The organism is Pseudomonas sp. 44 R 15 (assembly GCF_900004965.1).
In the GTDB taxonomy this organism is placed as follows: domain Bacteria; phylum Pseudomonadota; class Gammaproteobacteria; order Pseudomonadales; family Pseudomonadaceae; genus Aquipseudomonas; species Aquipseudomonas orientalis_A.
The window spans coordinates 18,007-37,871 of sequence record NZ_CVTU01000083.1; the positions used below are offsets into that span (position 1 = coordinate 18,007).

General features: G+C 61.3%; 16 protein-coding genes. 12 read left to right on the forward strand and 4 right to left on the reverse strand.

The annotated features are described in order from the left end of the window. Positions 1-241: 241 nt before the first annotated feature. Together BFP93_RS10310 and BFP93_RS10315 are read right to left on the reverse strand one after the other, a co-directional pair. A complete protein-coding gene (locus tag BFP93_RS10310; protein ID WP_065892996.1) occupies positions 242-1,633 on the reverse strand; it encodes a sensor histidine kinase in 1,392 nt (463 codons plus the stop codon). Continuing rightward, a complete protein-coding gene (locus BFP93_RS10315) occupies positions 1,611-2,294 on the reverse strand; it encodes a response regulator transcription factor (protein WP_010564812.1) in 684 nt (227 codons plus the stop codon). The genes BFP93_RS10310 and BFP93_RS10315 overlap by 23 nt, the downstream gene beginning before the upstream one ends. 344 nt (positions 2,295-2,638) lie before the next feature. On the opposite strand from BFP93_RS10315, the gene BFP93_RS10320 reads away from it, so the two are divergent. Beyond that, positions 2,639-3,544: a hypothetical protein gene (locus tag BFP93_RS10320; protein ID WP_065892997.1), complete on the forward strand. Its 906-nt coding sequence runs from the start codon at positions 2,639-2,641 to the stop codon at positions 3,542-3,544. Positions 3,545-3,769: 225 nt separating this feature from the next. Here the strand turns inward: BFP93_RS10320 and BFP93_RS10325 are convergent, their stop codons facing one another. Continuing rightward, on the reverse strand, positions 3,770-4,678 hold the full coding sequence (locus BFP93_RS10325) for a MurR/RpiR family transcriptional regulator (RefSeq protein ID WP_065885216.1): 909 nt from the start codon (positions 4,676-4,678) through the stop codon (positions 3,770-3,772). Between the two features lie 285 nt (positions 4,679-4,963). Between BFP93_RS10325 and iolC the strand changes: the two genes are divergently transcribed. The 11 genes from iolC to BFP93_RS10375 all read left to right on the forward strand — a co-directional run bounded on the left by iolC (position 4,964) and on the right by BFP93_RS10375 (position 18,076). Beyond that, positions 4,964-6,901: a bifunctional 5-dehydro-2-deoxygluconokinase/5-dehydro-2-deoxyphosphogluconate aldolase gene (gene iolC, locus BFP93_RS10330; RefSeq protein WP_065892998.1), complete on the forward strand. Its 1,938-nt coding sequence runs from the start codon at positions 4,964-4,966 to the stop codon at positions 6,899-6,901. 161 nt (positions 6,902-7,062) lie between these two features. After that, complete coding sequence (iolE, locus tag BFP93_RS10335; protein ID WP_065892999.1) at positions 7,063-7,950, forward strand: myo-inosose-2 dehydratase; 888 nt, start codon at positions 7,063-7,065, stop codon at positions 7,948-7,950. A 2-nt stretch (positions 7,951-7,952) separates the two neighbouring features. Further along, positions 7,953-8,741, forward strand: coding sequence for a 5-deoxy-glucuronate isomerase (gene iolB / locus BFP93_RS10340; protein WP_065893000.1), 789 nt, complete (start codon positions 7,953-7,955; stop codon positions 8,739-8,741). Positions 8,742-8,768: 27 nt separating this feature from the next. Continuing rightward, positions 8,769-9,584 (forward strand): TIM barrel protein, encoded by an 816-nt coding sequence (locus tag BFP93_RS10345; RefSeq protein WP_065885220.1) that lies wholly within the window; start codon positions 8,769-8,771, stop codon positions 9,582-9,584. Positions 9,585-9,594: 10 nt separating this feature from the next. Continuing rightward, a complete protein-coding gene (gene iolD, locus BFP93_RS10350) occupies positions 9,595-11,526 on the forward strand; it encodes a 3D-(3,5/4)-trihydroxycyclohexane-1,2-dione acylhydrolase (decyclizing) (RefSeq protein ID WP_065893001.1) in 1,932 nt (643 codons plus the stop codon). Positions 11,527-11,545: 19 nt separating this feature from the next. After that, positions 11,546-12,556: a Gfo/Idh/MocA family protein gene (locus tag BFP93_RS10355; RefSeq protein ID WP_065893002.1), complete on the forward strand. Its 1,011-nt coding sequence runs from the start codon at positions 11,546-11,548 to the stop codon at positions 12,554-12,556. Between the two features lie 535 nt (positions 12,557-13,091). Next, the gene (locus BFP93_RS10360) at positions 13,092-14,120 is read left to right on the forward strand and encodes a Gfo/Idh/MocA family protein (protein ID WP_065893003.1); all 1,029 of its coding nucleotides are present in this window, start codon (positions 13,092-13,094) and stop codon (positions 14,118-14,120) included. 128 nt (positions 14,121-14,248) lie between these two features. Then, a complete protein-coding gene (locus BFP93_RS28865; RefSeq protein WP_163001556.1) occupies positions 14,249-14,425 on the forward strand; it encodes a hypothetical protein in 177 nt (58 codons plus the stop codon). A 48-nt stretch (positions 14,426-14,473) separates the two neighbouring features. Then, entirely contained in the window at positions 14,474-15,409 is a 936-nt protein-coding gene (locus BFP93_RS10365; RefSeq protein WP_065893004.1) for a sugar ABC transporter substrate-binding protein, read from the forward strand. A gap of 65 nt (positions 15,410-15,474) precedes the next feature. Beyond that, positions 15,475-17,028: a sugar ABC transporter ATP-binding protein gene (locus tag BFP93_RS10370; protein ID WP_065893005.1), complete on the forward strand. Its 1,554-nt coding sequence runs from the start codon at positions 15,475-15,477 to the stop codon at positions 17,026-17,028. Between the two features lie 25 nt (positions 17,029-17,053). Beyond that, entirely contained in the window at positions 17,054-18,076 is a 1,023-nt protein-coding gene (locus tag BFP93_RS10375) for an ABC transporter permease (protein ID WP_057725136.1), read from the forward strand. A 164-nt stretch (positions 18,077-18,240) separates the two neighbouring features. Here BFP93_RS10375 and BFP93_RS27345 read toward each other — a convergent pair. Next, positions 18,241-19,793 (reverse strand): IS3 family transposase gene (locus tag BFP93_RS27345; protein WP_218061229.1). Its coding sequence is split into 2 segments (ribosomal slippage): positions 18,241-19,331 and positions 19,331-19,793, totalling 1,554 coding nucleotides; the frame shifts between segments, so codons are not numbered across the junction. Positions 19,794-19,865 lie beyond the last annotated feature (72 nt).

Sequence of the window (19,865 nt, forward strand, 5' to 3'; positions counted from 1 at the left end):
GTCCTGCCGGGTTACCCACGGATTCAAGCCTGCGTTCGGCCAGCGTGGTTTAACGGGGCGCCTGAGATCAAGATCAAAAGCCAGATCAAGATCAGGAGCGGCTCGCTTCGCATCGTGGTTACGGTTGGGCGCTGCTGAGTTGTGTAGATACCTATGCCTCGATGAGGGTGTGTCAGCTACAGATAAGCTGGCTGACACACCGCTATCGGGGGCAAGCCCCCTCCCACATTTGGATCTTTACCTATTCGGGCATCAACTGCTGGCGACACTCCAGCACCAGCCGCGCGCCGCCCAGTTCGCTGGTGGCCACGTCCAGCTTGAAGCCGTGCAGGTTGATGATCGCCGCGACAATCGACAGGCCCAGGCCGAAACCGCCTTGCTGATCACTCTCATCGACCCGGTAGAAGCGCTGGAACACCGACGCCCGTTCGGCCGCAGGAATCCCCGGCCCGGAGTCGAGCACTTCGATCCGTGTGCTGCCCACATCATTGACCGCGCGCAGGATCACCTTGCCGCCGGGCGGGGTGAACTTGATCGAATTGCTCAGCAGGTTGGCCAGGGCCTCGAACAGCAGGGCGCGGTCGCCGGTAATCCAGGGCAGTGAATCCGGGGTCTGCAGCAGCAGTTCCAGCTCGCCTTCCTCGGCCAGGGGCAGGTAGAAGTCATGCAGCTCGCGCAACAGCGGCAGTGGGTCCATCAGCAAGAAACCCGACCGTCGCTGGTGGTCTTCCAGTTCCGAAATCCGCAGCAGGCCGCGAAAACGCGCCATCAGTGTGTCGGTTTCGGCAATCGCGTCATCGAGCTTTACCGCATGGGCCGAGTCTTCCTCCGCTTGTTGCTTGATGCGGTAAAGCTGCGCACGCAAGCGAGTCAGTGGGGTGCGCAGATCGTGGGCGATGTTGTCGCACACGCCCTTGACCTCGTTCATCAGCTTCTCGATGCGGTCGAGCATGGCGTTGACGATGGCCGCGAGCATGTCCAGCTCATCGCGCCGGTTCGACAGCGGCAAGCGGTGCGTGAGGTCGCCGGCGACGATGGCCTCGGCGCTCGCCTGAATGCCGCGAATGCGCCGCAGTGGGCGACGGCGCAGCAAGTGCCAGCCGGCGATGCCCGGGAGGATGGTCAGCGACAGCGCCCACAGCAGGGCATGCCAGATGATCCGGGTCACGCCGAACAGTGAGCCGTTGGCGCGCACCAGCACCAGCCAGCGTCCGTCTTCGGTGTGGGTGGCCACGGCATCGCAGCTGTCCTTGGGCAGTTTCGGGTCGTCGGAATCGACACAGTTGGCCAGGGCGTGGATCTTGCCATCGAGCGGCAAGTCGGGCGGCACGGCGCGGATCGGCCCGCTCAAGGGACGAAACTGTTCGTCGAACAGGCCGTAGGCATCCACGCCTTTCATGTCGAACGTCATGCTGGTGGTCAGCGCCTCCACCAGTTCTTCACCGTCGAAGCGCTGGAACAAATGCTGGCGCTGCATCAGCGAATGGCGTGACAGGTCGCTGAGGTAGCCCGACACCTCGTAATACAGCACCCCCATGAGGATGCAGCTCCATGCCACGAACAGCGAACTGTACAGCGCCAGCAACCGACTGCTGGAAGAGCGCCAGCCTTTAGAGGGGTTCAGCAATGACATATCCCGAGCCTCGTACCGTGCGAATCAGCGGCGTGAGGCCCGGCGGGTCGATTTTCTTGCGCAGGCGACCGATGTGCACGTCGATCAGGTTGGTGCCGGGATCGAAGTGATAGCCCCAGACTTCCTCGAAGATCATCATCCGCGACAGGATCTGCCCGGTGTTGCGCATCAAGAATTCCAGCAGCTTGTACTCGGTGGGCAGCAGGCTCAACGGCTGATCGGCGCGGCTCGCTTCGCGGCTGATCAGGTTCAGTTCGAGGTCGGCCACGCGCAGGGCGGTTTCGAATTCCTTGACCGTGCTTTTACGTCGCAGCAGCACCTCGACGCGCGCGGCCATCTCATCGGACGCGAAGGGCTTGGTCAGGTAGTCATCACCGCCGGCGCGCAGGCCGCGCACGCGTTCGTCCACGTCGGAGAGGGCGCTGATCATCAGGATCGGCGTGGATACGCCGATGGTGCGCAGGGTAGTGACGATGGCCAGGCCATCAAGTTCGGGCAGCATGCGGTCGAGGGTGATCAGATCGTAATCACCACTGACGGCACGGACCAGGCCTTCGCGGCCATTGTCCACCCAGTCTACGTCCAGTCCATGGCTACTCAGCTCGGCGACGATCTCGCGGGCCGTTACGGCGTCATCCTCGATGGTCAAAATGCGGGTCATAGGATTACCTGGTGAGCGTTCACACTAGAAGTGGGGACATTTTGCCAAGAAGTTGCTGAATGTTTCCTAAATAAAACTTCATCTAGGGGTAGGGCAGTTTGTCAATTCTTACCCGACACACCGCAATCGGGGGCAAGCCCCCTCCCACATTGGGTGTTCAACAGGAGAATGCATAACGCCCGCTCTCTACAGGCCATTCTTGCAACTTGCATGATTTTAAGAAGTTCAATTTAGTTAAGTTGTTGAAATATAAGCATTTTATTTTTTGCATGGGCTGGCACGCTGCCTGCACTGTCCTTTTTGAGACTTGTAACACTATTTTTCATGCCTGGAGCAAAACAACAATGATCACATCCTCATCCACGCTGCAAGAGTCAAGCGCGCTCTCCGGGGTTTCCTGGGGGGCGATTTTTGCTGGGGCCGCCGCCGCAGCCGCACTGTCCCTGATCCTGGTGCTGCTGGGTTTCGGCCTGGGCTTTTCGGCGGTGTCGCCGTGGGCCGACAGCGGCATGAGCGCCAAGGGGCTTGGCATTTCCACGATTGTCTGGCTGGCATTCACCCAAATCGTTGCGTCGGGCCTGGGCGGTTACATTGCCGGCCGGTTGCGCGTGAAGTGGGCCAATATGCATGGCGATGAGGTGTACTTCCGTGACACCGCACACGGCTTCCTGGCCTGGGCGGTCGCGACACTGATCACCGCGATGCTGGTGGTCGGTTCGGTCAGCAGCGTGGTCAGCGGCGGCGTCAAAGCCGGTGCCAGCGTTGCATCGGGCGCCGCCAGCGGCATGTCCCAAGCCGCCGGCAGCATGGCCAAGGGCGCCCACAGCGGCGACTTCGGCTACTACGTCGACAGCCTGTTCCGCGACGACCGCCCTGCAGCGGTCGGCGATGACGCCGCCCATGCCGTGGTCGGTCGCATTTTTGCGCGTACGTTGAGCAATGACGGCCAACTGGCTCCGGAAGACCGTACCTACCTGGCCCAGTTGATCAGCCAGCGCACCAACCTCAGCCAGGCCGATGCCGAGGCACGCATCGACAAGGTCTACGGCGATGCCCGTAAAGCTGTCGAAGACGCCAAGGTCAAAGCTAAGCAAGCCGCCGACACCGCTGCCAAAGTCGCCGCCTACACCTCGCTGTGGACCTTCGTCGCGCTGCTGATCGGTGCCTTCTTCGCCAGCTTCGCCGCCACCTTCGGCGGTCGCCGCCGGGATGCCGTGGTGTACGTCGAAACCGAAAACTACATTCGTTAAATCAAGGAGAACATGATGCGCTCATTACTGCTGTGGTTCCTCGGCGTGCCAATTCCGCTGATTATCCTGATCGCCATTTTCATGCACTAAACCTGAGCCTGACTCTGGCTCAATGTGGGAGGGGGCTTGCTCCCGATAGTGGAGTGTCAGTCAGCCGATTCGGCGACTGACACCCTGCTATCGGGGGCAAGCCCCCTCCCACATTTGGTTGGCGGTGAACCAGCCTTAGTCGTCGAACCCCACCTGCTCGTGAATCTCGTCCACCTTCAACTCCAACCGATACGCCACTGCAATGAACAATGCCTGGCACAGGCACAGCGTGGCGCTCAGTGAGCGGAAGGCGAACGAGGAGCCTTCATTGACCAACAGCACCGCGTTCGCCCGCTTGGCCAGGGGCGACAGGTTGCTGTCGGTGATAATCAACGTCTTGGCCTGGTGATGCTGGGCGATGCGCAGGCAGTGCTGGGTCTCCTTGCCGTAGGGCGTGAAGCTGATCGCGATCACCAGGTCATTGGCGCGCACGCTGCGCATCTGTTCGCGATAGCTGCCACCCAGCCCCGAAACCAGGTGAATGCGCTTGTTGGTGTGCTGCAGGTTGTACACCAGGTAGTCGGCCACCGCGAATGAGCGGCGTACGCCGACCACGTAGATATTGTCGGCATTCACCACCAGGTCCACGGCCTTGTCGAAGGCCGCGTCGTCCAGCTCAAGCCCCAGCCGTTCGATGCCGGATAACGTGGCGTTGACGCACTCGCGCGCCAGGTCGCCGCCGCTGGCCTTCTGCGACTTGTTGGCGATCATGCTGCGGATGCGCTGCTGGTAGTTCTGCACCGGCGTGGTCTTGTGGGTATACGCCTCGCGAAACAACGCCTGCATCTCACTGAACCCGCTGAAGCCGAAACGCTGGGAAAACCGCACGATGGCCGAGGGGTGCACTTCGCATTCGCGGGCGATGTCGCTGATGCGGTCGACCATGATTCGGTCGCTCTGCTGGCTCATGTAGCTGGCGATGCGCTTGAGTTGGCGCGGCAGGCTTTCGTATTCCTCGGTAATCAGCTGCAACAGGCGTTCGGCATTGATCGCAGGGCTGGCGATTGGATCTTCCAGGGGGGTCTCGGGATCGGTGCGGGACATGGGCAATCCTTCTGGCGTGTTCGTCTGATGCGCTGATGAGTGGCGCAAGTCTACAGGGTAGGCACAAAAAAATACCTCGGCATCACGGCCTGCGCGGGCTGCTGAAACGATGCACGAAGGCTGTCACCGCATTATGTCGGCTTATTGGAAAAAATATTCCACTAAAAATAATTATGGAATAAATATTGATTGCCGCCGCCGGACGTTCTAGTCTGCTCCCACCAAAGAGCGTTTGCCGTCGCCACGGCGGCACAGCGCAGGCTGATAAAAATAACAGGAGCCAGTATGGGCCAGACTCGTTTTGCCAGTGGGCGTCAATTGGATCTGATTTGCCTCGGACGCCTGGGCGTCGACCTCTATGCGCAGCAAGTGGGGGCGCGGCTTGAGGACGTGTCCAGCTTTGCCAAGTACCTCGGCGGTTCCTCGGCCAATATCGCCTTCGGCACGGCGCGGCTGGGGCTCAAGTCAGCGATGCTCAGCCGGGTGGGCGACGACCATATGGGCCGCTTCCTGGTGGAATCCCTGGCCCGTGAAGGCTGCGACGTCAGCGCCATCAAGGTCGACCCGGAACGCCTTACCGCCCTGGTGCTGCTCGGTCTCAAGGATCGCGAAACCTTCCCCCTGGTGTTCTACCGCGAAAACTGCGCCGACATGGCCCTGCGCGCCGAAGACGTCAGCGAAACCTTTATTGCCTCCAGCAAGGCGCTGCTGATCACCGGCACGCATTTCTCCACCGACGGGGTGTACAAGGCCAGTATCCAGGCGCTGGACTATGCGGCCAAACACAACGTCAAGCGCGTGCTCGACATCGACTACCGCCCGGTACTCTGGGGCCTGGCCGGCAAGGCCGATGGCGAGACCCGTTTCGTTGCCGACCAGAACGTCAGCCAGCATGTGCAGAAGATCCTGCCGCGTTTCGACTTGATCGTCGGCACCGAAGAAGAATTCCTGATTGCCGGCGGCAGTGAAGACCTACTCGGCGCCTTGCGTACGGTGCGAGCACTGACGCCCGCCACCCTGGTGGTCAAGCTCGGCCCGCAAGGCTGCACGGTGATTCACGGCGCTATTCCAGAACGCCTCGAAGACGGTGCGATCTACCCCGGCGTGCGCGTGGAAGTGCTCAATGTGCTGGGCGCCGGCGATGCCTTCATGTCGGGCTTCCTCAGCGGTTGGCTCAACGACGCCACGGATGAGCGTTGCAGCCAGTTGGCCAATGCCTGCGGCGGCCTGGTGGTGTCGCGCCATGCCTGCGCGCCGGCCATGCCGACGCCTGCCGAGCTTGAGTACCTGTTCAATAGCCCGGTGCCGATCACCCGGCCTGACCAGGACGCGACCCTGCAACGCCTGCACCGCGTCAGCGTGCCGCGCAAAACCTGGAAGCAGCTGTTCGTGTTCGCCTTCGACCATCGCTGGCAACTGGTCGACCTCGCCCAGCGCGGCGGCCAGGATCTGGCGCGCATCAGTGCGATCAAGCAATTGTTTATCCAGGCCATCGAACGCGTGGAGCGCAAGCTGGGCGAGCAGGGCATCGAGGCCGATGTGGGCCTGTTGGCCGACCAGCGTTTCGGCCAGGATGCGCTCAACGCCGCCAGCGGTCGCGGCTGGTGGATCGCGCGCCCGGTGGAGGTACAGAACTCGCGGCCGTTGGCGTTCGAACACGGCCGCTCCATCGGCAGCAACCTGATTACCTGGCCTGCGGAACAGGTCATCAAGTGCCTGGTGCAATTTCATCCCGACGACGAGCCGCTGCTGCGCCTGGAACAGGAAGCGCAGCTCAAGGCGCTGTACGAGGCGTCCATTGTCAGCGGCCATGAACTGCTGCTGGAAGTCATCCCGCCCAAGGATCATCCCTCCACCTATCCCGACGTGCTCTACCGCAGCCTCAAGCGCCTGTACAACCTGGGCATCTACCCGGCGTGGTGGAAGATCGAGGCGCAATCGGCTGCGGACTGGAAAAAGCTCGACGAGCTGATCGAAGAACGCGACCCGTACTGCCGGGGTGTGGTGCTGCTGGGGCTGAATGCGTCGGCGGAATTTCTCGCCGACGGCTTCAAGCAGGCCAGCCAGAGCACCACCTGCCGAGGGTTTGCCGTGGGCCGCACGATCTTCCAGGAACCGAGCAAGGCGTGGATGGCGGGGGAGATTGATGATGAGACCCTGATCCAGCGGGTGCAGGCCACCTTCGAACAGCTTATTACTGCCTGGCGCAGCGCGCGAAATTAAATCAGATCAAATGTAGGAGGGGCGGTGCGACGATTCGACTTGCCCCCGATGGCGGTAGTTCAGTTAGAGAAGTGTTGTCTGACACGCCGCTATCGGGGGCAAGCCCCCTCCCACATAAAGCAGATTTTCAGTGTTAGTTGAAAACAATAAAAGGTGCAGCCATGCCCGCAATCCGAATTGGCATCAACCCGATCTCCTGGAGCAACGACGACCTGCCGGCGCTGGGCGGTGAAACGCCGCTGAGTACCGCGCTGAGCGAAGGTAAAGAGATCGGCTACGAAGGGTTTGAACTCAACGGCAAGTTCCCCAAGGACGCCAAAGGGGTCGCCGATGTGCTGCGCCCCTATGACCTGGCGCTGGTCTCCGGCTGGTATTCCAGCCGCCTGGCGCGGCGTTCGGTGGCCGAGGAAATCGAGGCCATCGCCGGCCACGTCGAGTTGCTCAAGCACAATGGCGCGACGGTGCTGGTGTATGGCGAAGTGGCCGATTCGATCCAGGGGTCGCGCGTCCGTCTGATCGAACGCCCACGCTTTCACACCGAGCAGGCGTGGCAGGCGTACGCCGACAAGCTCACTGAGCTGGCGCGCTTTACCCTGTCCCAGGGCGTGCGCCTGGCCTACCACCACCATATGGGCGCCTATGTCGAATCCGCCGAGGATATCGATCAGCTGATGCGCCGCACCGGCCCGGAAGTCGGCCTGCTGTTCGACTCGGGCCATTGCTACATGGGCGGCGGCGAGCCCCTTGAGGTGCTGCGCAAACATATCGAGCGCATCTGCCATGTGCATTTCAAGGACGTGCGCAAACCCGTGGTGCAGCTGGCGCGCAACCAGATGTGGAGCTTTCCCGACTGCATCGTCAACGGCACCTTCACCGTGCCCGGCGATGGCGATATCGATTTTGCGCCCTTGCTCGATGAGCTGTTGGCCGCCGGTTACACCGGCTGGCTGGTGGTCGAGGCCGAGCAGGATCCGGCCGTGGCGCCCAGCTATATCTACGCGAAAAAAGGCTATGACACGTTGCGAGCATTGCTCGACGAGAGGACTTAACCATGAGCTTGCTGGTCAAGAGTAACAAGCGCGGGCAAACCATGGTCGCCCTGGAAGCGGGGCGGCTGGAGTATGTGGGTTTCAGCGCTTATCGCCTGAGCCTGGGGGAGACGCTGCCGGTCAGCGCCGGCGACCAGGAGCTGTGCCTGGTGCTGCTCAGCGGCCGGGTGAATATTGAAGGCGAGGGCTTCGACTGGCAGAACCTGGGGGATCGTCAATCGGTGTTCGAGGACAAATCCCCGTTTGCCGCCTACCTGCCGCCCGGCACCGACGCTCGGGTCACCGCCTTGAGTGATGTACAAATCGCGGTGTGCGCCGCACCCGGCGCGGGCGGTTACACACCGCGCCTGATCCGCCCGCAACAGTGCAAGCGCAGCGTGCGCGGCAAAGGCGCCAACACTCGCTACGTGTGCGACATCCTGCCCGACAGCGAGCCGGCGCATTCATTGCTGGTGGTGGAAGTGCGCACGCCGTCCGGGCATTCGTCGAGCTACCCGCCGCACAAGCACGACACCGATGACCTGCCGCACCAGAGCTTTCTGGAAGAGACCTATTACCACCAGATCAATCCGCCCCAGGGCTTCGTATTTCAGCGCGTGTACACCGACGACCGCAGTATCGACCAGGCCATGGCCGTGGAAAACAGCGACCTGGTGGTGGTGCCCAAGGGTTATCACCCGGTCAGCGTGCCGTACGGCTACGAGTCGTACTACCTGAACGTCATGGCCGGCCCCAAGCGTGCCTGGCATTTCCATAATGACCCGCAGCACAGTTGGCTGCTGGACCTCTGAAACGGTTTTGCACGGAGAACAACAACAATGAAGTCGCCGCTACGCTTTGCCCTTAACCGGATGGTCGCACCCAACCTGTCCCTGCCGGATTTCATCCAGTTGGCCGCGTCGCTCAAGTGCGATGCCATCGAGATCCGCAATGATCTCAAGGACCGCCAGATCGAATACGGCACGCCCGCCAGCCGCGTGCGCGAGTTGTGCGCGGCGCAGGGCATCACGGTGCTGTCGATCAACGCCTTGTATCCGTTTGACGTGTGGAACGATCAACGCCGGGCCCAGGCAATCGAGCTTGCCACCTATGCCCGTGAATGTGGCGCCCAGGGCCTGGTGATGTGCCCGTTCAACGAGCCGGGCGACACGCGCACCGATGCCCAGCGCGCCGCCGGTTTGCGCACGGCGCTGAGCGAACTGGCGCCGATTCTGCGCGAGTACGGCATCCTCGGCTTTGTCGAACCCCTGGGCTTCGAAGAGTCTGCCCTGCGCCGCAAGCGCGTGGCGGTGGACGCGATCAAGGCCATCGGCGGCCTGGATGTGTTCCGTGTGGTGCACGACACTTTCCATCACCATCTTGCCAACGAGCATGAGTTCTTCCCGGAACTCACCGGCCTGGTGCACATCTCCGGCGTGGAAGATGCCGACGCGCCGCTCAACGCGATCCGTGATGGCCACCGCGTACTGGTAGGCGAGGGCGATATCCTTGGCAATGCGGCGCAGATCGACACCTTGCTCAGCACCGGCTACAGCGGCTACCTGTCGTTCGAGCCGTTTGCGAGCAGCGTGCATGAACTGGCGGATATCCAGCAGGCCTTGGGGGCAAGCATTGCCCACCTGAAAAAAAGTTAAGGGGCGCGACATGACCACCACCCGACTGACCATGGCCCAGGCCCTGGTGAAGTTCCTGGATAACCAATACATCGAAGTCGATGGCGTGCAGAGCAAGTTTGTCGCCGGCGTGTTCACCATTTTCGGTCACGGTAATGTGCTGGGCCTCGGCCAGGCGCTGGAGCAGGACAGCGGTGACCTGGTGGTGCACCAGGGCCGCAACGAACAGGGCATGGCCCACGCCGCCATCGGCTTTGCCAAGCAGCACCTGCGCCGCAAGATCTACGCGTGCACCGCCTCGGTGGGGCCCGGCGCGGCGAACATGCTCACCGCCGCGGCCACCGCCACCGCCAACCGCATCCCGTTGCTGCTGTTGCCCGGTGATGTCTACGCCAGTCGCCAGCCTGATCCGGTGTTGCAGCAGATCGAGCAGTTTCATGACCTGAGCATCAGTACCAACGACGCTTTCCGCTCGGTCAGCAAATACTGGGACCGCATCAACCGCCCGGAGCAATTGATGAGCGCGGCGATCCACGCCATGCGCGTGCTTACTGATCCGGCGGAGACCGGCGCGGTCACCCTGGCGCTGCCCCAGGATGTGCAGGCCGAAGCCTGGGACTACCCGGATTATTTCCTGCAAAAACGCGTGCACCGCATCGAGCGTCGCCCGCCGACGAGCGCGATGCTTGACGATGCATTGGCCGCCTTCAAGGGCAAGCGCAAACCGCTGATCATCTGTGGCGGCGGGGTGAAGTACTCCGACGCGAATGCTGCGCTGCAAGCCTTTGCCGAGCGTTTCGATATTCCCTTCGCCGAAACCCAGGCGGGCAAGAGCGCGGTGGTGTCCAGTCACCCGCTGAACGTCGGTGGTATTGGCGAGACCGGTTGCCTGGCGGCCAACCTGCTGGCGCCCGAGGCGGACCTGATCATCGGCATCGGCACCCGTTATACCGACTTCACCACCTCGTCCAAATCGCTGTTCAAGCACGCGCAGGTGACGTTTCTCAACCTCAATATCAGCCCGTGCGATGCGTTGAAGCTCGACGGCGTGCAAGTGCTGGGCGATGCCAGGGTCGCCCTGCAAGCCCTGGCCGATGCCCTGGGCGATTACCGCGCCGGTTGGGGCGAGCAGGTGCGCGACGCCAGGGCGCAACTGGACGCCGAAGTGGACCGGGTGCATCAGGTTGAGTACCAGGGCGATGATTTCGTCCCCGAAGTCGATGACCACCTGGACCGCGCGGTCCTGCGCGAATTTATCGAACTGACCGGCTCCTGCCTGACCCAGAGTCGCGTACTCGGCGTGCTCAACCAGACCCTGGCCGACGACGCCATCATTGTTGCCGCCGCCGGCAGCCTGCCCGGCGATCTGCAGCGCGCATGGCGCAGCAAGGGCGTGAACACCTACCACGTCGAATACGGCTATTCGTGCATGGGCTACGAGATCAACGCCGCCCTGGGCGTGAAGCTGGCCGAACCGAGCAAAGAGGTGTACGCGCTGGTCGGCGACGGCTCCTACATGATGCTGCATTCGGAACTGGCCACCTCGATCCAGGAGCGCCGCAAGATCAATGTGGTGCTGCTCGACAACATGGCTTTCGGTTGCATCAACAACCTGCAGATCGGCAACGGCATGGACAGCTTCGGCACCGAGTTCCGCTACCGCAACCCCGAGAGCGGCAAGCTCGACGGTGGCCTGGTGCCGGTGGATTTCGCCATGAGCGCGGCGGCGTATGGCTGCAAGACCTACAAGGTCAGCAGCGTGGAACAGCTTGAAGCGGCGCTGGCCGATGCGCGTACCCAAAGCGTGTCGACCCTGATCGATATCAAGGTGCTGCCCAAGACCATGGTCCACGGCTACCTGTCGTGGTGGCGGGTGGGGGTGGCGCAGGTGTCCACCAGCGAACGCACCAACGCCGCCGCAAAAAAACTCAATGAACAACTGGCCAAGGCCCGGCAGTACTAATAACAAGAGGAGTGCATGTATGTCGTTGAAGCTTGGAGTGATCGGTACCGGTGCCATCGGCCGTGACCATATTCGTCGTTGCAGCCAGACCCTGCTCAACAGCCAGGTGGTGGCGGTCACCGATATCAACCTTGAACAGGCCGCCAGGGTGGTGGCCGATTTGAAGCTGGACGCCGAGGTGTACCCGGACGGCCACGCGTTGATCAACTCGCCGCAGGTGCAAGCGGTGCTGGTGACGTCGTGGGGGCCGAGTCACGAAGAATTCGTGCTCGCCGCCATCGCCGCCGGTAAACCGGTGTTCTGCGAGAAACCCCTGGCCGTGACCGCCGAAGGCTGCCGCCGCATCGTCGACGCCGAAGTGGCGCACGGCAAGCGCCTGGTGCAGGTCGGTTTCATGCGCCCCTACGACGAAGGCTACCGCGCCTTGAAAGCGGTGATCGACAGCGGCCAGATCGGCGAGCCGCTGATGCTGCACTGCGCCCATCGCAACCCGACGGTGGGCGAGAACTACAAGACCGACATGGCGATTACCGACACCCTGATCCACGAACTGGATGTACTGCGTTGGCTGCTCAACGACGATTACGCTTCCGTGCAGGTGGTGTTCCCGCGCAAGACCAGCAAAGCCCTGGCCCACCTGCGCGACCCGCAGATCGTCCTGCTGGAGACCGTCAAGGGCACGCGTATCGACGTGGAAGTGTTCGTCAACTGCCAATACGGCTACGACATTCAATGCGAAGTGGTGGGGGAGAGCGGCATCGCCAAATTGCCGGAGCCTTCACAGGTACAGATGCGCAGTGGAGCGAAATTGTCGAACGCGATTCTGATGGATTGGAAGGACCGGTTTATCGGCGCCTATGACGTCGAATTGCAGGCGTTCATCGACAGCGTGCGCGCCGGGCAAGTGGGCGGGCCGTCGGCCTGGGACGGCTACGCGGCGGCGGTGGCGGCGGATGCCTGTATCGAAGCGCAGGGCAGTGGACAGATTGTGCCGGTGAGCCTGCCGGATCGCCCGCATTTCTATGGCTGAACCACTGGAGAAACGCGGTTAAAAATGTGGGAGGGCGCTTGCCCCCGATAGCGGTGGATCAGTGACAAGAGTAGTTACTGGCACACTGCCGTCGGGGCATAGGTACCTACAAACCACGATGCGAAGCGAGTCGCTCTTGATCTTGATCTGCTTTTGATCTCAGGCGCCCCGTTAAACCACGCTGGCCGAACGCAGGCTTGAATCCGTGGGCAACCCGGCAGGACGCCGGGTTAGCCGCACTGGGCCATGGATGGCCCATTGCGGCGGCCCACGGATTCAAGCCGGAGAGAGGGCACACCGAGCCTAGGCGAGGTGCCGAGTGGTGGGGCAGGAGCCCTTTGGTTACTTTGGGGCTTTTCCAAAGTGACCCGCCGTCAGGGCGGAACCCTAAGTGGCCGTTACCGCAGAAACGGATATGTACTCGTTCCAATCCAACATCCTGGTCGGCCCAGAGGCCGCCATCGGGGGCAAGTCGAATCGTCGCACCGCCCCTCCCACATTTGATTGGGTGTGCACTTCAAACAAGGAATAAATCATGCGAATCGGACTAGTCGGCTACGGCCACGGAGGGCGCTTCTTTCATGCGCCGCTGATTGCGACGTTGCCAGGCGCGACCTTTGTCGGCGTCGTCACACGATCCCCCGAGCGCCGCCAGCAACTGGCAAACGACCACCCTGGCCTTCCAGCCTTCGACACCCTCGGCCAGATTGTCGAAGCCGGCGTCGACGCCCTCGTCATCTCCACCACCCTCAAAGGCCGTCCGGCCCTGGTGCTCGAAGCCATCGAACATGGCGTGGCGGTGGTCAGCGACAAACCCTTCGCCGCCAACGCCGAGCAGGCCCAGGCTTTGATCACCGCCGCTGAACGCCAAGGCACATTGCTCAGCGTCTACCAGAACCGGCGCTGGGACTCGGATTACCTGACCCTGCGCAAACTCATCGAAGCCGGTGCGCTGGGTGAGATCACCCGTTTTGAATCCCGCGTCGAACGCTACAGCCCCCAGGCGGTGGGCAATCCCAGCGGCGGCGGCTGGTTGCGCGACCTCGGCAGCCATCTGGTGGACCAGGCCCTGCAACTGTTCGGCCCGGTGGACCGGGTATTTGCGCAACTGCACTTCACGCCCGAGCATCCCAGCCTCGATCACGGCTTTTTCGTGGCGCTGACCCATGCCAACGGCGTGATTTCGCACCTGTGGGGCAGTGCCTTGCAAAACAGCCAGGCGCCGCGCTTTCGCGTCAGTGGCACGCTGGGCTGCTACACCGTTGAAGGGCTCGACGGCCAGGAAGACGCGCTGATGGCCGGTAAGTCACCGAAAACCGAAGGCGAGCATTGGGGCGCGGAAGAGCATCGACGCTGGGGCTGGTTCGAACAAGGGTCGGAGCGGGAACGGGTGCCCTCGGAAAAGGGTTGCTGGCCGCAGTTCTACCGGCAGTTGCAACGTGCCGTGCAAGGCCAGGGGCCGCTGCCGGTAAACCCCTGTGACGCGCTGGAAACCACCCGTATATTGGACGCTGCACGCCTCAGCGCCGAGCGCCAGCAGGTGGTTTCGACAAAAATAGAATAAAATTCTAAAACAGGTTGATATGGAAATTATTTTCCAATAAAGTCTTTTCCAGGTTGCATAAAGTACGTCTTGGGCTCGACCCCGGCGACTCAACAAAAACAAGATCAAAAACAACCAGGTACCGTCAGATGAAAATCTTCAACGCTGTACTGCGAGTTTTACGCCCTGCCCACACGCCACGCGCATTGCCTCGCGCCCGGCCGTTCTACTTCTCCTTCCTCAATGTGCTGTGCGTCGAAAACCAGGGCGCGCTGGTCTGCTGCATTCCCGGCGCACCGGTGGTCCGCGTGCCTGCCGAACGCTGATAAACGCAACGTCCATAAAACCAACAAGAAAGTGGAGACAGACCGTTCATGAAGACCCCGATCCGTTTTACCGCGCTGGCCCTGTCGATGCTGCTCGCCAGCGGCGTTGCCGTGGCCGCTGACATCAAGGTGGGCGTGAGCATGTCCGCCTTCGATGACACCTTCCTGACCTACCTGCGCGAAGACATGGACAAGCAGGCCAAGTCCTATCCCAAGGGCGACGGCGTGCAATTGCAGTTCGAAGACGCCCGCGCCGATGTGGTCAAGCAACTGAGCCAGGTCGAGAACTTTATCAGCCAGAAAGTCGATGCCATCATCGTCAACCCGGTGGACACCGCCTCCACGGCGAACATCATCAAGGCCGCCACCGCCGCGAAAATCCCATTGGTGTTCGTCAACCGCCGTCCCGACCAGAAAGACTTGCCCAAGGACGTCGTCGCCGTGACCTCCGATGACGTCGAAGCGGGCAAGCTGCAGATGCAGTACATCGCCGAAAAACTCGGCGGCAAGGGCAAGATCGTGATCCTGCTGGGTGACCTGGCGAACAACTCCACCACCAACCGCACCAAGGGCGTGAAGGAAGTGCTGGCCAAGTACCCGGACATCAAGATCGAGCAGGAACAGACCGGTATCTGGCTGCGCGACAAGGGCATGACCCTGGTCAACGACTGGCTGACCCAGGGCCGCGAGTTCAACGCCGTGCTGGCCAACAACGACGAGATGGCGATCGGCGCGTCCATGGCGCTGAAGTCGGCAGGCACCAAACCCGGCACGGTGTTGATCGCCGGGGTCGATGGCACGCCGGACGGTCTCAACGCAATCACCAAGGGCGACATGGCCGCCTCGGCGTTCCAGGACGCCAAGGGCCAGGCCGTCGGCTCGGTAGAGGCGGCGCGCAAGATGGCCAGGCACGAGCCGGTGGAGCAGAACGTGGTGATCCCGTTCAAGCTCATCACCCCGGACAACGTCAAAGACTTCAAGTAGTCCTGAACTCACACCCCTAAGCCGGCAGGGCGGTCACGGCCGCCCTGCAGATGGAGTATCTCCCTATGCTCGCTCACGCCACTGTCGCGCCGCCGCCGGGTATCCAGCCGCTGGCGCAGGACGAACCCTACCTGCTGGAAATTCTCAACATCAGCAAAGGCTTTCCCGGCGTCGTGGCCTTGGACGATGTGCAACTGCGCGTGCGCCCCGGCACGGTGCTGGCGCTGATGGGCGAGAACGGTGCGGGCAAGTCGACGCTGATGAAAATCATCGCCGGCATCTATCAGCCCGATGCCGGCGAAATCCGCCTGCGGGGCAAGCCGATCACCTTCGAGACGCCGCTGGCGGCGCAGAAGGCCGGGATTGCGATGATCCACCAGGAACTCAACCTGATGCCGCACATGAGCATCGCCGAAAATATCTGGATCGGCCGCGAGCAGCTCAACAGCCTGCACATGGTCAACCACCGCGAAATGCACCGCTGCACCGCCGAGCTGCTGGCGCGCCTGCGCATCAACCTCGACCCCGAAGAACAGGTGGGCAACCTGAGCATCGCCGAACGGCAGATGGTCGAGATCGCCAAGGCCGTGTCCTATGACTCCGATATCCTGATCATGGATGAGCCGACGTCGGCGATTACCGAAAAGGAAGTCGCCCACCTGTTTTCGATCATTGCCGACCTCAAGTCCCAGGGCAAAGGCATCGTCTACATCACACATAAAATGAACGAAGTGTTCGCCATCGCCGATGAAGTGGCGGTGTTTCGTGACGGCCAATACATCGGCCTGCAACGCGCCGACAGCATGAACAGCGACAGCCTGATCTCGATGATGGTCGGCCGTGAGCTGAGCCAGTTGTTCCCGGTGCGCGAGACGCCGATTGGCGACTTGCTCCTGTCGGTGCGTGACCTGAGCCTGGACGGTGTATTCAAGGACGTGTCCTTTGACCTGCACGCCGGTGAAATCCTCGGCATCGCAGGATTAATGGGCTCGGGCCGCACCAACGTCGCGGAAACTATTTTCGGCATCACCCCCAGCAGCAGCGGGCAGATCACCCTGGACGGCAAGCCGGTGCGTATCAGCGACCCGCACATGGCCATCGAGAAGGGCTTCGCGCTGTTGACCGAGGACCGCAAGCTCAGTGGCCTGTTCCCGTGCCTGTCGGTGCTGGAAAACATGGAAATGGCGGTGCTGCCGCACTATTCGGGCAACGGTTTCATCCAGCAGAAGGCCTTGCGCGCCTTGTGCGAAGACATGTGCAAGAAGCTGCGGGTGAAAACCCCGTCGCTTGAACAGTGCATCGACACCCTGTCCGGCGGTAACCAGCAGAAGGCGCTGTTGGCGCGCTGGCTGATGACCAACCCGCGCCTGCTGATCCTCGATGAGCCGACCCGGGGCATCGACGTGGGCGCCAAGGCCGAGATCTATCGCCTGATCGCCTTTCTCGCCAGCGAAGGCATGGCGGTGATCATGATTTCCTCGGAACTGCCCGAAGTGCTTGGCATGAGCGACCGGGTGATGGTGATGCACGAAGGCGAACTGATGGGCACCCTGGATCGCGCGGATGCCACCCAGGAAAAAGTCATGCAATTGGCCTCCGGTATGACCGTGGTCCACTGACTCCAGAATAAGAAGGTGATGGGTTATGAATGCAATAACAGATAACAAGCCGGCCACGGCACCAGTCAAGCACCGTCGACGCATGCCTACCGAATTGAGCATCTTCCTGGTGCTGATCGGCATCGGCCTGGTGTTTGAATTGTTCGGCTGGATCGTGCGCGACCAGAGCTTTTTGATGAACTCCCAGCGCCTGGTGTTGATGATCCTGCAGGTGTCGATCATCGGCTTGCTGGCCATTGGCGTGACCCAGGTGATCATCACCACCGGTATCGACCTGTCGTCCGGCTCGGTGCTGGCCTTGTCTGCGATGATCGCCGCCAGTTTGGCGCAGACTTCCGATTTTTCCCGGGCGGTGTTTCCTTCCCTGACCGACTTGCCGGTGTGGATCCCGGTGGCGATGGGCCTGGGTGTGGGCCTGCTGGCGGGGGCGATCAACGGCAGTATTATTGCTGTCACCGGTATCCCGCCGTTCATTGCGACCCTGGGCATGATGGTCTCGGCCCGTGGCCTGGCGCGTTACTACACCGAAGGCCAGCCGGTGAGCATGCTCTCGGACTCGTACACGGCCATCGGCCATGGCGCGATGCCGGTGATCATCTTTCTGGTGGTGGCGGTGATTTTCCACATCGCTCTGCGTTACACCAAGTACGGCAAATACACCTACGCCATCGGCGGCAACATGCAGGCGGCGCGCACCTCGGGAATCAACGTCAAGCGTCACCTGATCATCGTCTACAGCATCGCCGGTCTCCTGGCAGGCCTGGCCGGCGTGGTGGCTTCGGCCCGCGCGGCGACCGGCCAGGCGGGCATGGGCATGTCCTACGAGCTGGACGCCATTGCGGCGGCAGTGATCGGCGGCACCAGCCTGGCGGGCGGGGTAGGGCGCATCACCGGCACCGTGATCGGCGCCCTGATCCTCGGCGTCATGGCCAGCGGCTTTACCTTCGTCGGGGTGGATGCGTATATCCAGGACATCATCAAGGGGCTGATTATCGTGGTGGCGGTGGTGATCGACCAGTATCGCAACAAGCGCAAGCTCAAGCGCTGAGCCTACCTTGAGGACAACACCGGTCAAATGTGGGAGGGGGCTTGCCCCCGATAACCATAGGTATCTACACAACTCTGTAGCGCCCAACCGTAACCACGATGCGAAGCGAGTCGCTCTTGATCCTGACGGCGTTTTTCAAGGTAGTTGTCGCGTCCACCGTCGCGCTACGCGACTTTTATTACCACGGTCAGCTCCCTTTCGGGGTTCAGATACACCGTCCCGATAGGGTTCCAGTTGCGTGTCTCTCCTGACCATCGTTCCGGTCTTTTCTCTCTGGCCTGCCGGTATGTCGCATCTCGACGAGCCAAGATTTCTCGGTCTTTTCCTTCATGACGTTGAGCCGGTGTTACGAAGCGGATCCGGCTATGACGGTGCACAGTGTTGTACCAGGTCATAAAATCCCTCACCCAGATACGCGCATCTTCCAGGCTGGTAAACCCCGCCTGTGGCCACTGCGGGCAGTATTTCAGTGTCCTGAACAGTGATTCCGAGTACGGGTTGTCGTTGCTAACCCGTGGTCGACCGCGAGACGGTGTGATGCCCAGGTCATACATCTTGGTCAGTAACGTCACCGATTTCATCGGTGCTCCGTTGTCCGAGTGAAGCACCAGCGGCTGGCGCCAGCACTTCTCCTGAGTCACGCTTCGTTGCAGCAACGCTGCTGCCTTCTCCCCGCTCTCTGCTTCATAAACTTCCCAGCCCACGGCTTTTCGGCTGTAGATGTCTTCGATCAGATAGAGGTAGTAAAATTTCCCACGAACCGGGGACGGCAGGTAGGTGATGTCCCACGACCATACCTGGTTAGCTGAAGTCGCTGCGTAAGTGGTCGGTGCCTCATGGCGATGCGGCCGCTTGGCTCTGGACCGGTGATGCTGCTGACCTGCCGCATGCAGCACACGATAAAAAGTCGACTCCGAGGCTACATATCTTCCTTCATCGGCCAATTGCGGCACGATCTGGCTTGGCGGGAGGTGCGCATAGGCTTTGCTGTTGCACAGGGTCACGATGCCTTGTCGTTCAAGCTCACTGAGTGCATTACTCGGTATCGGCCTTAGCGTCGTCGTGCGTCCATCTGCCAAGAGTTCTTGCGGCAAGCTCCAGCGTTGCAGCGTCCTCAGTGAAATGCCTACCTCCTGACAAGCAGGCGCCCTGCGGGCGCCCGCCAGAATGGCTTCATTAAGCCAATCAACGAGTAAATACCGTTCTGGCAACAAGGTCAGTTGGCCTCGTCGTCGCTCCCCCAGTAGGCATTGAGCTTTTTTCGTAGTACCAGTAAGGCCGCTGTTTCAGCCAGAGCTGCATCTTTGCGGCGCAGCTCACGCTCAAGTTCACGGATACGATTTTTATCATCCCGTGACTGTCCGGAGGTTGCAGTTTTCGCGGTTGACTGTTTCGTGCTGCCGGCAATAAAAGCGTTGCGCCAATCGGTTATTTGCTCGGGAAAAATACCTTTTCGTCGGCAGTACTCACCGACCTCCAGTTCCGATAGCGAACCTGTTTCTATGATGATCGTCAGCTTGGACTCGGCGGACCAATTTTCGGCCGGTTGCTTGGCATCGGACAATTGCGTTCCTCTGGCGGCAGCTTGTTTGCGCCAATAATGGAGAGACATATCGCTGCAACCCTCGCGCCGAGCGACCTCCGCCGCCGAGAGACTCAGGGGCGGAAGCATCATTTTCAGCAGCGCAGCTTTACGTTCTTCTGAATAGAAAGGCATGACCATACTCTTGCCGCCCCCGGAATGCTTTTCAAAAAGCGGGGGACACGACAACTACCCTGACACCGGGGG